We start from the raw sequence: 14515 nt of genomic DNA, 5'->3' as shown, positions 1-14515 counted from the left end.
AAAAAATGATAACACAACGTCAAATGTTTTTAAATCATGTGGCTCAAACAAGTGATGCTCCTTTGGCTTTGGAAATAGAAAAAGGAAAAGGTATTTATTTGTATGATAAAGAGGGGAAATCTTATATTGATTTAATTGCAGGAATTAGTGTGAGTAGCTTGGGGCATAGCCACCCCCAGATTGTTGATGCCATACAAAAACAAACCAATCAATATTTGCATACATTAGTTTATGGGGAATTTATTTTGTCACCACAAGTTCAACTGGCTAACTTATTGCAAAAGCACTTGCCCGATAATTTGAATTGTACCTACTTTGTTAATTCGGGAACAGAAGCCACTGAAGGAGCATTAAAATTGGCCAAACGATATACTGGTCGCCCTAAAATAATTTCTTGCAAAAAAGCTTATCATGGATCAACAAATGGTTCCTTGAGTTTGATGAGCGAATCTTTTTTCACGGCGCCTTTCAGACCTTTATTGCCAGAAATACACCATATAGAATTCAATAATATAGAAGATCTGCAAGCAATAGATGAACATACAGCTTGTGTTATTATGGAAACTGTTCGTGCCGAAATAGGAGTGATGCGTCCTTCTAATGATTATTTAAAAAAAGTAAGAGAGCGATGTACTGAAGTTGGAGCTTTATTAATTTTGGATGAAATTCAAGTGGGGTGTGGTCGAACAGGAACCTTATTTGCTTTTGAGCAATATGGAATTGTGCCAGATATTTTATTATTGGCAAAAGCATTTGGAGGAGGAATGCCATTAGGTGCTTTTATCTCTTCAAAAGAAATAATGGATTCATTGACCAATAATCCATTTTTGGGACATATTACAACTTTCGGTGGGCATCCTGTTTGCTGTGCAGCAGGATTGGCTTCTTTAAAAATATTGACAGAACAAAAGGACATTGTAGAACAAGTATTTGAAAAAGAAGCTTTGTTTAGAAAAATGTTGCAACATGAGGCTATTTTAGATGTTCGAAGTGCTGGTTTATTAATGGCAGTACAATTAAGTTCTTTTGATCAAGTTTTGGGTGTTATTCACGAATGCCTTAAAAATGGTTTGATAACAGATTGGTTTTTATTCAATGCAGAAGCTGTGAGAATTGCTCCTCCTTTAACAATTACAGAAGATGAAATAATAAAAGCTTGTTCTATCTTGACAGCTGCTATTGATAAAGTATGTGAAAATGAGAATGGAAAATAATTATATTGATCGAAGGGAGCAGCTAAAAAATGAGACTTTTTTATTCTTATTTATTTGGTTTGGATTTTATGTAGTAGGGATGATTGTTGTTCAATTATTAGCTGCATTATTTGGATTGCCAGATTTCTCTAAAATTTTAAATGGAATTGCAAAAGGGGAGTACTTAGAGTATTTAGATACTTTAAAAGTTCTGCAATTGATTGTTCATTTATTTCAATATTTAATTCCTGCACTGGTTTTTATTTTTTTATACCATAAAAAGAATGCTTTAAAAATTGTTTATGCGAATAAAACTCCAATGATTAAAAATATATTTTGGAGTCTTCTTTTGGTAGCATCCATATATCCCTTTATTTCTTTTATTTATTATTGGAATACGCAGTTATTGCCAGATAGTATCATCTCTCAAGAAAAACTAGATATACAAAGTGCTTTCTTAGAAATGAATACTCCCAAGGATTTAATCCTAAATTTATTATTGCTAGGCTTAGCTGCTGGAATTGGAGAGGAGTTCTTATTTCGAGGAATATTGCAGCGTTTATTAACCTTGTGGACTCAGAATATTCATTATGGAGCTATTTTGACAGGATTTATTTTTTCTTTAATGCACTTTCAATTAGAAGGATTTGTTCCAAGGTTCCTTTTAGGAGTAATATTCTGTTATTTGCTTATTTTTACAGGAAATTTATGGATAACAGTGCTTGTTCATGTATTTTTTAATAGTTTCCAGGTTATAATACCCTATTTTTCTCCTAATCTAGCGGGAAACATTAATGACATAGAGTCAGTACCTTTTTTGTTAGCGGGAATTAGTAGTTTGATATTTCTTCTATTTTTAGCTATTTTTAAGAAAATAAACCAAGAATATAAATATATTAAAATAAATTAAATAATAATAATTTTAATGAGTTTAAAAACTAGAACAATTACAGGACTTACATTTGGTGCTGTAATGATAGGAGGATGTATCTTTCATCCTCTTAGTTGCACCCTTCTATTTTTATTGATTACAGTACTTTGTCTTTGGGAGTTTGGAGGACATGTTTTGACGAAGGATGGGACAGTTGTTGTCAATTGGATTAGAACGATAAGTTTTATTTTTATAGGAAGTTGTTTTCCACTTTTAGCGGCATTAAAGTATCATGGAGGCTATGACGAAGCAATTCGATTGTTGTATTTATTTCCTGCTATTGCTTTTTCCTTGTTCTTGTTTGAGTTATTTGGAAAATCTCTAAGACCCTTTCACAATTTAGCTTATACTGCTTTAGGGGTATTGTATATTGGACTACCTTTTTCCCTATTAATTTGGATTTGTAGTTCCCCGATTTCTCAACTAGGAGGTGTTGGCAACCAATTTATACTAGCCATCTTATTTATGGTTTGGGCAAGTGATGTTTTTGCATACCTTTTAGGTTCAAAAATTGGCAAGAATAAGATGTTTCCACGTATTTCTCCTAACAAGACTTGGGAAGGTACATTTAGCGGCGTAGCAGGAGCTATTTTGACTGGTTATTTGTGTTCTTTGGTGTTTGTGCCTCTCAACTTGCCTATGCCATTCTGGATTGGATTAGCTTGCATTTGTACTTTTTTTGGAATATTGGGCGACTTGGTAGAATCGATGTTCAAACGAAGTTTAGGCATTAAAGATTCTGGTAATTTATTGCCTGGACACGGAGGTTTCTTGGATCGTTTTGATGCGTTTATATTTGTTATTCCTTTTGCTTATACTTATCTGATTATTTATTTTAATGTTTGGTAGGTTTATCTACTTCTCTGCTAATTTCCTTTCGTCTTTTTGAAAGGAAAAATTAATATGTTTGCCCTTGTTTAAATTAGAAGTTATATTATGATATAATGGATAATGAAAAAAAACACTAAAACTTTAGTTGTTTGATTATTATATTGTTGTGACTGAGTGAAGAGCCGAAATCTAAATATTATATGTGGTTCAAAAAGAAAATAAATCCTTATAAAATAAAAGAAAATAATACTAAAGAATTGATTTCTATAGGGGTAAAGGTTAGTATGGGGTTGCCTATATTGGATAAAGCCAATTTTAGAAGATCTAAGGACGTTGCAGAAAGAATGATGGTGTCTTTGGCCTTATTTCAATTACATCTAGGAGCTCCGATTAAAACTATTGAAGATTGGATTGAGAAAAATAATTTAATTGGGAAGCTTACAAATAAAGAAACAAAGTACCTACATACAAATTATGAGGATCTGCCAGAGCAAGATCAGATTGATCTTTATTGGTATATTGAAGCTGTTTGGGCTTTTGCTTGGGCTGGAAATCTACATGAGAATCTTACTTTAAATACAGGCGTTGAAGATTCTCTAGCATCCATGCTTCCTAATATTCAAGACGGTGAGTTAGCTCTAGTATTTATACAAAAATATAGACTTAGGCAGGACATAACAATCTTCGAAATGCTTGATAAGTTTTACAGAGCACATTGGTATGCTAGAAGTATAAAATTAAAAGGTAAACAATCAGATTTTGTAGACCTTGATATAATAATGGAAAGAAGGAAAACGCTTGAATTTATATGTTATTCAGAGTTTGAATGGAATGAGATTTCTTTAGATACGTAGATAAAAAAGTGTGTCCTACTCATATCATAGCTAGTGTTTTGCGTTATGAATTATTAAGAGCCTTGTAGGTATATTTGATACTAATCATCCAATAATTCTACCTCAGCATTAGAAAATTCATTAGGAGCAACATTTCGTTGAGCAAAATTACACCATTTGCAATGAGATTCACCGCAGCCCTCTGAAAAACGATGATTCATGATATTGGAATAAACCTGTTCGATCATTTTTTTGACCATGTTAACCTGTTTGGTCTTAAATTCGATGGATTTACTTGGAAATAGCCCTTCTTCATTAGGGGTTAAGTAATCTATCTCGGCAGAACGTACTTTGTAAGAGGTTAAACTAGAGTTTTCTAATAAAATTTTATAAAAAATTAATTGTCGCCAATAAATCCCCCCATAGGGATTGGAGTTAGAAGGCAAAGCCATTCGTTTATCTTGCAGTTTTCCTGTTTTGTAATCTACAATATGAACCTTTTTACCAGAGGTATGGGGCAACAAAAGTAATTTATCAATAGTCCCCGTCATGGGAATGCCTTTCCATTCGACATTTCGAAGCGGTTTTTCAGTCATTACTGTTGCTGTTTGTAACAATTGGTTCCATTCCTCTTTTCGAGCGCTGTAGTATGCTTTTAAATGCCTTGTTCCTAATTCTAAACGTTCTTTGTAGATTCTATGCGTTAAGAAAATACGTTGATTTTTCATTTCAAACCTAAAAATATCTAAGAGCGTCTCTGTATCAGGTAGTTGGTTGTCATTTTTTAGAGCTAAGTTAAAGATGCGATTCAAGGAGTTGTGAATAGCCGTTCCATAAGCAGCTTCTACGCTAGACAAAGATGGAACCCGCAAAATATATTCATAATAAAAGCTCAAAGGGCAGCTAAGGTAATTATTCATAGCTGAAATGCTTAAACGGAATCCTTCTAATAAAGCATTGAGCATAGAGGTGCTCAATAACCTAATTTTAGGTTTTTCATCCGCTTTTTCTAGTTGTAACAATTGCCATTCTTCTGATAAAAAGGCTTCTTGTTCACTAAATACAATAGCAGGATTGCGGGCTTGTAAAAGTTCGTCAACAAAGGCTGCTTTGGTTTGTATCTTATGACTAGTATTGTATTGATAATAAGATATTTGAAGTGATTTTTTGGCACGAGTCATGGCAACATAAAACAATCGTCGAGCAGCTTCTTGAGCGTCGGTTTCATTGGAGTAGGTAATGGTATCAGGAAACGTAAAATGCTTACCAGAGCTACTGCGTGGTTCCCAATAATCCTTTAAGCCATTAATAATAAACACATACTCAAATTCTAGACCTTTGGCAGAATGTGCTGTAATCAAATTTACTCCATCGTCTGCTTGATTTAATTGGAATAGTCCCATGCCAATTCTATTCGCTTCCATCTGATCCAATAAAACCAAGAAAGCTCCCAAAGTTAATTTTTGATTTTTTGCAGTTTCCTGCTTCACAAATTCAAAGAGTGTCCCAACAACTTGAACCAACCACGATTTTTGTTCGTGCTCGGCAATAAAAGTTACTAATCCGCTTCTATTGATTAATAACTCAAAGAATTGGGGAAGGCTATAATCTTTGTAATAATGAATGCTTTCATCTAAAAAAGCAGCAAAATTAGTCAACTGCTCTACACTATCTAGCCCAATGGACTCCAATAGTTGGGCATTGCGAATTGTATCTCGCCACATAGGAATATTTTCAAAGTCTCCTTTCATAATTAGAGCCTTCTTTTTTCGAGCCATCCAAGCAGTTAAAACAGCAGCATCTTTGCTACTAACACCAATAAAATCATAGTGCAAAAATTCAAAGAAAACATCTTCGTTACTATCGGGCTTGGCATATTCATTGGCGATATAGCCCATCAATTTGCGCAAGTTGTGGACAAGGGGCAGTTCTAAGATATTGATTCGGCGCTTGGATTGGTAGGCAATTTGTCTCTTTTCAAAGAGTTGAATAATATTATCTGCTTGTTTGTGTTTTGCGTAGATAATGGCAATTTCTTTGAGTAGTACCCCTTCTTTTTGAAGTTGCTCAATGCGTTGAACAATTGCAATTTCTTCTTGCAATTGATTGGGATAAGCAACAATTTCTACAGGCGTTTGAAGCGCTGCATAGGCAGGATTTGCACCTATCAGCACTTTATTTAATTCTAGCCCTTCAATTTGATTGATAATGCGAATTTCATTATGCTCGATGGCGTCTTTTGCTGCATTTAAGATATTTTGAGACGAACGATAATTTTCTTGAAGCATAATTAGCAACAAGTTTTTATGATATTGCTCATAAAAGTCTGTCATGTTTTTAACTCTAGCCCCCTGAAATTCATAAATGGATTGGTCGTCGTCTCCAACAATAAATAAATTAGGATTATCTCCCCAATAAGCTACGAGTTGATGCACGATGGCACTTTGAGAACCATTCGTATCTTGAAATTCATCGACCAATAAATACAGATATTGCTCTTGATAAGAACGCAGCAAAAATTCTTCTTTTTCAAATGCTTCTAAAACCCACAAAATCATATCCTCATAATCATATCGTTGTCGCTCGTCTAGAACAGCTTGATACTTATCAAAAAGTAAGACTGCTTGATCTAAGCGTTGCATTTTTTTAGAAATGCTATTAAATTGAGCTTCTTTTAAGTCCCCTTTTTGAAACTGTCCTGCATTGCGCTTATAGCGCATTTCTGGGCGTTTTGGCAAGAATTCCAAATAATTTTTTATTTGGTTCTGGATAAATTGAGGAGACCAACGTTCAGCTTTCATTTGTTTGAACAAATCGGCTAGATGTTGCTCATAATAATAAGGATCCCGCTGGTTCATCTTTAAAGGATGTTCAACATCCAAATCATTGATAATGCTTCTGATAATTTCAATGCGCTCTAAATCAGACAGTGGTTCTAGATCGTGTCGCCCAAAAATCTCTAGATTTTCTTGTATGACCTTATTACAAAAAGAATGAAACGTATAAATATGGACTCTATGAGCATCAGGACCAATAAAATCCAAGAGTCGTTGACGCATAGCATTAACTGCCGCATCCGTAAAAGTTAAACATAAAATATTATGTGCTTGAGTATCGGTTGTCAATAGAATCTGACCAATTCGCGCAGTTAAAATATGCGTTTTGCCTGTTCCTGGACCTGCAATAGCAATAACGGGACCTTCTGTTTCTGTAACAGCCTGCATTTGAGCAGGGTTTAACTTAGAAAGAATTGATTGGAAGTGTTTGTTGTAATTGTCTTTTGCCATTGGTGTGCTCGGTCTGTCTCAATACGGTGTGGTAAAATTGGCTTTGTAAACTTCAAAAAAACACAATACAAAGTTTCATGAAGTTTCAATCAGCAGTTCCTTAAAAATTAGTGAACTACTAGCAATTATACTTAAAAAAATACTAAAATAATCAAACAAAAACACAAAGAAGCATATCTAGTACATTTAAGGATTAAAAAGAAGAAAAATTAAACTACCTTTAAAAAATTTTAAGAGTGCGGATAAAATAATCGACAAACGATCATCAAGTTTATGGGAGTTAACAATTTACTCAAAAAACTTCAACAGTTTTCTTTCTTTGATACCTTTAAACATGCTAGTACTTATTTTACAGGAACCATCTTTGTTCACCTTTTAGGGATTATTACCCTACCAATTTTTACAGCTTACCTAACAGCTGAAGAATATGGAATTATTAATGTATTTACTACTTATATAGGTGTTACTTCTGTCTTATTGACACTTGCGATACATGGTGCTATTCCTAGGTATTATTTTGAAGATGGAAAGACCGATTTTAAAGAGTTTTTAGGAACTATCTTTGTCGCTTTTAATGTCATATTTTTGAGTTTGAGCGGAGCCGTTTTTTTGTTTAAGGAGCAGATCGCCTCTTATATGAATATTCCTTTAGAATTGATCTTTTGGCTCATTCTAACAACTTATGGAACGATACTTATTCTCTTTTATTACAACGTGCTTATCGCAACCAAGCAAAGTAAAGAGTATGCCACGATTCAAGTGATATGGCAATATAGCAAGTTTGGATTGACAATGATAGGATTGATTTACTTATCAGGAGCCGTTTATTGGTACAACGGAGAGGAAACAAGTTATACTTTTATGGGAAAGATAGTAGGAGAGTGTTTGGCTACTTTTTTGTTGGCTACTTATGCTTTTCGCAACTTATCTAAGTATATGTCTTTTGACCACTTATCACTTGATTATGTCAAATACGCCTTGATTTACTCAATCCCACTAATTCCATTTACCTTAAGCAATCACATTCTTACTTCTTTTGATCAATGGTTTATCAATTCATCTGTAGGGCATTCTGCGGCAGGACAGTACGCATTTGCCTACAAGATAGGGATGATTTATCAAGGATTGGTCATGGCTTTGTTAAATGGAGCAAGTCCTATTTATTATGATTATATGAATAAAAAGGATTACAAAAAAGTTGGAGAACAAGTAGATAGTATGACAAAGTTATTGGTTTTGGGGGCTAGTTTTCTAATATTATTTGCTGTCGATGCCGGAACATTACTATCTTCTAGCCCTGTATTTTTAGAAGCGTTGCCAATAGCACCTGTTATTGTTGGAGCCTATGTATTTTATGGAGTGAGCAGCTTTGCCAACCGAGGTATTTACTTCCGTAAAAAAAATAGCTATCTAGCAGGAATCGTCTTGGTCAGTGGAATAATTAATATTTTGCTAAATTATTATTTTATAGGAGTTAAAGAATACAGTTATAAAGCAGCAGCTTATACGACCTTGGCTTCCTATTTTTTGATGATGCTCTTTTCCATCTTTGTAACCAAGTATATTCTAAAATTGCCTCCATTACCATTAGGACGAATATTAAAATATGTTGTACTTTTGGGGATTATAGTCGCCATAAATTACATTTTTGGTGAGCCTAATATAGGCTTACATATCGGTTGGATTTTCTTTAAGGGAGGCTTGTTTATTATTTTAAGCTTGTTGTTGTTCTACAATAAACTTGGAGTTTTTTTCCAAAAATCTAAGGTACAAAACGATGAAATATTAGACCAACCAGAAAACGATTAAAAAGAATCTTGCTAGTAAAAAACTAGTAAGTTCAATTCTCAAATAATAAATTATATTGCACCATGTTAAAAGCAAATAATCCAGCATTAAGTTCTTGGATTGCTGTATCGTCAGACAGTGATTTCCCAATTCAAAATATCCCTTTTGGAGTATTTAAAACTGCCGAAAAGAGTCCTAGAGTAGCAACAATCATTGGAGATACTGTTATTGATTTAGCAGAGTTGGCAAAAGCAGGATATTTTTCGGATTTGGAAGTAGATGCAGCTGTTTTTAGCCAAATGTACATCAACGACTTTATGGCATTGGGCAAAACAGCAACTCGTGCTGTTAGAGATAGAATCTCCGATTTATTTGAAAAAAATAATACCGAGTTAGCAGGAAAGACGGAAGTCTTGGCTAAGGTATTACACAATGTGAATGAAGTAGAATTATTATTACCTGTTCAAGTAGGAGATTATACTGATTTTTACTCTAGTCGAGAGCATGCAACAAACGTAGGGACGATGTTTAGAGACCCAGACAATGCTTTATTGCCAAACTGGTTACACTTGCCTGTTGGCTATCATGGCCGTGCCTCTTCTATTGTCGTTTCGGGAACTGAAATACACCGCCCTAAAGGGCAACAGCGTCCAGACGATAGCCAACCACCAGTATATGGACCTTGTAAGTTGTTAGATTTTGAATTAGAAATGGCGTTTGTGGTCGGTCAATCAACCAAAATGGGACAAAGTATATCTACTGCTGAAGCAGACGACTATATCTTTGGTTTGGCTTTGTTTAACGATTGGTCGGCACGTGATATTCAAAAATGGGAATATGTTCCTTTAGGACCATTTTTGGCTAAAAACTTTGCCTCAACTGTTTCTCCTTGGATTGTAACACTTGATGCATTGGAACCATTCCGTACAGAAGGATATGAACAAGATCCAGAAGTATTGCCTTATTTGAAGTATGAAGGGAAGAAGAATTATGATATTAAGCTACAAGTAGCTATTCAACCCAATGGAGGAGAAGAGAAAGTTGTGTGTAATTCAAATTTCAAACATATGTATTGGACAATGACACAACAATTGGCACATCACACAGTGAATGGATGTAATGTCAACGTAGGAGATATGTGCGCTTCGGGAACAATTTCAGGACCAACTCCAGATAGTTATGGTTCTATGTTAGAAATTTCTTGGAGAGGAACTAAACCTGTTGATATGCCTGACGGAACTCAACGTCGATTCATTAATGATGGTGATACGGTTATTATGAGAGGTTGGGGAGAAGTTAATGGTTTGCGAATTGGTTTTGGTGAGTGTACAGGTAAGCTACTTCCTGCGTTATAATAATTAGTTATTGATTCTTGTTGTGTTAGTAACCGTATTTAGAGTCGTTTACAGCTGCAACTAGATAACCTAATAATAAATATAACTTGATTTGAGAATTTGAGTGTTAGTTACTTAAAGTTATAGGAGCTAGTATTCTTATTCTCAAATTACCCATTATCATTACTGTGTGAAAAATCGTATTGGCTAGCTTTGTTGTTACTACATGGTTTCAACGACCACGCAATAGAAATGAAGTAACTATTGAATTTACCAAAATAAATTATTTTGAAATCTTTTTTTAAGTTTTTAGTCTTTTTGGGTGTTGGGCTAACCCTGTTGTACTTTGTGTATGTTAATCAAGCGGCTGCCTATGAATTAGAATGCCATTGTAAAACAGGAACAGGTTGTCAAATTACACTAATTCAAAAAATTGTCAACGATTTTAAAGACGCCAACTTTTTTTGGTTATTTGTCATTTTAATGGCTTTTATGATTAGCAATCTAAGCAGAGCCTTGCGTTGGAATCAACTGATAGAGCCTTTAGGTTATCAGCCTAAGGTATTTAATACTTTTTTTGCAACAATGGTCGGTTACATGGTCAATTTAGCCTTGCCACGAGCAGGCGAAATTGCAAAACCAGCAACCGTAGCTCAATATGAAAAAATTCCATTAGAAAAACTGGTTGGAACCATTGTCGTTGATCGTATTTTTGATGTTATGATGTTGTTACTTGTAACTGGATTAACATTTCTAACACAGTTCAATCACCTTTACAATTTCTTGTTTGGAGCAGGAAAACCTACCGCAGAATGTCTGCATCCAATGGCTGAAAATGAGGCTGCTTTTGCAATTCCTTGGTTGGGGTTACTACTTGGACTAATGGGGATTGGATTAATGGTTTGTATTTATATACTTGTTCGTTGGAAAACAATAAAAGAAACAGCCGTTGCCCAAAAAGTAATCGCTCTAATTGCTAGTTTTATTTCGGGCGTAAAAACTGTCTTACAACTAAAACGTCCAGGCTTATTTGTCGTGCACACACTCATTATTTGGCTAATGTATTATTTAATGTTGTACCTGTGCTTTTTTGCTTATGGACCAACCGTAGGTTTGTCTCCATTAGCCGCCTTGTTAGCCTTTACTTTTGGTACGTTTGGGATGGTTATTCCTTCTCCTGGAGGGATGGGCACCTATCAAATAGCCGTAACCGCAGCTTTAGTTATTTATGGAGTTGCAGAAGCGGATGCCTTTGCTTTTTCCAATATAATGTTCTTTACAATAACAATATTTGGTAACCTGTTTTTTGGTCTACTTGCCTACATTGTTTTACCTCTATACAACAAAGGTTATGAACCCACTCTTCCAGAAGATCAGCAATAAAATACAAGATTGGTCAACAGCTGTACAAACTGTCCGAAAATGGCAAAATAATGGCTTAGAAGTCGTGTTTACCAACGGTTGTTTTGATTTAGTTCATCTAGGACATCTTGCTTATTTAGCTGAGGCGGCAGCGCAAGGACAAAAATTAGTTATTGGTTTAAACTCCGATGCATCTGTAAGCCGATTAAAAGGCAAACATCGCCCTATCAAGGATCAAACCAACCGTGCGCATTTGTTAGCTAGTTTAGAAATGGTTGATTTAGTCGTGCTTTTTGAAGAAGACACTCCATTGCAATTAATTGAAGCAATTCAACCAGATGTTTTAGTCAAAGGGGGAGATTGGTCTATTGAAGAAATTGTGGGTAGCAAATGTGTTTTAGCCAATGGAGGACAAGTCAAAAGCCTAACTTTTATAGAAGGTTATTCTACGACTAAATTAGAACAAAAGATACAAAGCCGCTCCTAATCGAGCCATTTTTCAAAATCATTTTTAGGGGATTACGTTGTCTATGCACGACAAAGTAATAAGAAGTAGCAAGACTTCTTTACACCACTTACTCTGATTTTTTGACTCACACAAAAACAGAAAAAATGAAGAACTGGAAAATGAATTTAGTTGTAATGCTAGGAATGGGAATTGGTGTAGCATCTTGTAGTCACTCAAGTTGGTTGACAGCCGTTGATTTTATTAGTACAGAAAGTGACGTAGAATTAACCAATAGCGAGGGGAGTATAGATGACGAGGTAGATGCTGTTTCGTTTAATAGTAAAGGGGTGGAAGCGACTGCTTTGCAAGAACGATTACCCGCAGGAGCTACAATAGATGATACAGGCAAGGATGCTTTTCCTAGGGCTTTGACCATTGATTTTGGAGATGGGGTAGAGGATCGTAAAAAATGTCGTAAAAAGGGACAAATTATTGTCGAAATGTCAGAAGATATGGCTGTGATAGGAGCCAAACGAACAACGACGTTTAAGGATTTTTCGGTTAAAGGGCGTCAAATAACAGGAACCAAAGTTATGACAACGGTTTCTGTATCTGCGGAAGGACAGCCTGAGTTTTTGGTAGAAACCAATCTCACCATGATCGATAAAAAAGGGACTACAATTACAAAAATTGCAACAGGAACCAATACTTGGAGAGCTGGTTTTGGAGATGATGACCGTTTTAATGATGTCTTTGTTATGAAAGGGACAGCTACCGTAGAGGTAAATAATGAAGTAATGACCCGTACAGTTGTAGAGCCCTTATTGGTAGACCGTTCTTGTGAATATATCAAGCAAGGTATCGTAGAGTTGGATAAAAATGGAATGATTTCTAGTATCGATTTTGGAGATGGCAATTGTGATGCTATAGCTACCGTGACAAAGGATGGAGATACTTATGAAATAGATTTGGAAGAGGAGCGAGTAGATCATGGGAAAGGAAAATGTAATAAAGAAGTTCCTACTACAAGTGATGATATTGCTCAAAACAACAGTTAGTTGATGTTATAATGGTGGGTTTTGGGAATATAAGATGAGACTGTCTAAATTTTAGGCAGTCTTTTTATAATTACAATAGAGTATATAGTGTTGCATCCCCAAAAAAATAATACAAGTTTAAAAAAGGAATAAAAAAAGACTTTGAAGATAGCCCCAAAGTCTTTTTCTTATCTATACCAAATAGATTTATATATTTAGATAGGCTATTTTAGCCACCAAAAAAGTCTTTCATCTTGTCAAACAATCCTTTACGATCTCTTTTTTCTGCATCGTTGGGTTGAAAGTTTTTGCCTTTTCGGATAATTTCTAATGCTTTTTTCTCTTCAGCTGTAAAGGTTTTAGGTACCCAAATATTAACATGAATTAATTGATCTCCTTTTCCATAGCTTTGGATAGAAGGCAAGCCTTTGCCACGCAAGCGGAAAATTTTACCAGAAGGTGTTCCTTGCGGCAAGGTAATTTTAACCTTACCTGTTAGAGTGGGGACTTCTAGACTTGTACCCAAGGCAGCATCTGCAAAATTAACATCCAGCTCGTACAAAATATTATTACCATCTCTGGTAAAATGCTCGTGTTCTTTCTCTTTTATGTTAATCAACAAGTCACCAGGACCGCCCCCGTTGACCCCTGCATTTCCCTTGCCATTCATAGACAACTGCATGCCTTCGCTCACCCCCGCAGGGATTTCTAAGTTAATCATTTCCTCACCATAAACACGACCATCGCCTTTACAAGAGCCACATTTATTGGTAATCATCTCACCAGAGCCATGACAAGTAGGACAAGCAGCAGTTGTTTGCATTTGCCCTAAGAATGTTTGTTGAACACGGCGTACATATCCAGAGCCATTACAAGTATGACAAGTTTTTACCGAATTTTTGTCCTTGGCACCAGAACCGTTACAGGTCTTACAACCCACATATTTTTTAACCTTTATTTTCTTGGTAGCTCCTTCATTAATTTCCTCCAAGGTTAAACTTACTTTAATACGCAAATTAGAACCTCTTTGTCCACGTTGTTGTTGCTGTCTGCCACCTCTGCTGCTACTAAATCCGCCACCAAAAATATCACTAAACTGAGAGAAAATATCCTCCATATTGCCAAAACCGCCATAATGACCGCCTCCTGCTTGGTTGTTTACCCCAGCATGGCCATATTGGTCATAGCGAGCACGTTTTTGGTCGTCCGAGAGGACTTCATAAGCCTCAGCTGCTTCTTTAAATTTAGCTTCCGCCTCTTTGTCATCAGGATTTCTATCTGGATGATATTTTAAGGCTACCTTTCGATAAGCTTTTTTTAGCTCATCTTTAGACGCACTTTTGCTAGCACCTAGAATATCGTAATAATCTCTTTTTTCTGCCATTTTGTTTTAATTAAAAGTTCGAGGATTTTGTGTTTACAGATTAGCCACAAAACCAGCATCCATCTTATTTTAATAAAGATATAAGAT

Annotated in this window: 11 protein-coding genes; 9 read left to right on the top strand and 2 right to left on the bottom strand. The window is 35.3% G+C overall.

Going from position 1 to position 14515, the window contains the following annotated elements:
• The first annotated feature begins 5 nt into the window (after positions 1-5).
• The 4 genes from CG11_RS11965 to CG11_RS11950 all read left to right on the top strand — a co-directional run bounded on the left by CG11_RS11965 (position 6) and on the right by CG11_RS11950 (position 3809).
• On the top strand, positions 6-1214 hold the full coding sequence (locus CG11_RS11965; protein ID WP_052596502.1) for an aspartate aminotransferase family protein: 1209 nt from the start codon (positions 6-8) through the stop codon (positions 1212-1214).
• Positions 1198-2103 (top strand): CPBP family intramembrane glutamic endopeptidase, encoded by a 906-nt coding sequence (locus tag CG11_RS11960; protein WP_052596500.1) that lies wholly within the window; start codon positions 1198-1200, stop codon positions 2101-2103. Before CG11_RS11965 ends, CG11_RS11960 begins: the two co-directional genes overlap by 17 nt.
• Before the next feature lie 15 nt (positions 2104-2118).
• Positions 2119-2973, top strand: coding sequence for a phosphatidate cytidylyltransferase (locus CG11_RS11955; protein ID WP_052596498.1), 855 nt, complete (start codon positions 2119-2121; stop codon positions 2971-2973).
• A gap of 182 nt (positions 2974-3155) precedes the next feature.
• Positions 3156-3809 carry a DUF4272 domain-containing protein gene (locus CG11_RS11950; RefSeq protein WP_052596495.1) on the top strand — a complete coding sequence of 218 codons (654 nt, stop codon included), beginning with the start codon at positions 3156-3158 and terminating at the stop codon, positions 3807-3809.
• A gap of 80 nt (positions 3810-3889) precedes the next feature.
• Here the strand turns inward: CG11_RS11950 and CG11_RS11945 are convergent, their stop codons facing one another.
• Positions 3890-7075 (bottom strand): ATP-dependent DNA helicase, encoded by a 3186-nt coding sequence (locus CG11_RS11945; RefSeq protein WP_052596493.1) that lies wholly within the window; start codon positions 7073-7075, stop codon positions 3890-3892.
• Between the two features lie 273 nt (positions 7076-7348).
• Between CG11_RS11945 and CG11_RS11940 the strand changes: the two genes are divergently transcribed.
• The 5 genes from CG11_RS11940 (at position 7349) to CG11_RS11920 (ending at position 13065) form a co-directional block, all read left to right on the top strand.
• Positions 7349-8884, top strand: a complete 1536-nt coding sequence (locus CG11_RS11940) for a lipopolysaccharide biosynthesis protein (protein ID WP_052596490.1) — start codon at positions 7349-7351, stop codon at positions 8882-8884.
• A 62-nt stretch (positions 8885-8946) separates the two neighbouring features.
• On the top strand, positions 8947-10218 hold the full coding sequence (fahA, locus tag CG11_RS11935; protein WP_052596488.1) for a fumarylacetoacetase: 1272 nt from the start codon (positions 8947-8949) through the stop codon (positions 10216-10218).
• 267 nt (positions 10219-10485) lie between these two features.
• Positions 10486-11580 (top strand): lysylphosphatidylglycerol synthase transmembrane domain-containing protein, encoded by a 1095-nt coding sequence (locus CG11_RS11930; RefSeq protein WP_231512789.1) that lies wholly within the window; start codon positions 10486-10488, stop codon positions 11578-11580.
• Positions 11549-12046 carry a D-glycero-beta-D-manno-heptose 1-phosphate adenylyltransferase gene (gene rfaE2, locus CG11_RS11925; protein WP_052596484.1) on the top strand — a complete coding sequence of 166 codons (498 nt, stop codon included), beginning with the start codon at positions 11549-11551 and terminating at the stop codon, positions 12044-12046. Before CG11_RS11930 ends, rfaE2 begins: the two co-directional genes overlap by 32 nt.
• A 125-nt stretch (positions 12047-12171) precedes the next feature.
• The gene (locus CG11_RS11920) at positions 12172-13065 is read left to right on the top strand and encodes a hypothetical protein (RefSeq protein WP_052596482.1); all 894 of its coding nucleotides are present in this window, start codon (positions 12172-12174) and stop codon (positions 13063-13065) included.
• Positions 13066-13273: 208 nt separating this feature from the next.
• Here CG11_RS11920 and dnaJ read toward each other — a convergent pair whose 3' ends face one another.
• Positions 13274-14428 carry a molecular chaperone DnaJ gene (dnaJ, locus tag CG11_RS11915; protein WP_052596480.1) on the bottom strand — a complete coding sequence of 385 codons (1155 nt, stop codon included), beginning with the start codon at positions 14426-14428 and terminating at the stop codon, positions 13274-13276.
• Between the last annotated feature and the right edge of the window lie 87 nt (positions 14429-14515).

The organism is Aureispira sp. CCB-QB1, from assembly GCF_000724545.1.
Taxonomy (GTDB): domain Bacteria; phylum Bacteroidota; class Bacteroidia; order Chitinophagales; family Saprospiraceae; genus Aureispira.
The sequence above is the reverse complement of the archived record's forward strand: the minus strand, read 5'-3'. Positions and strand labels throughout refer to the sequence as shown.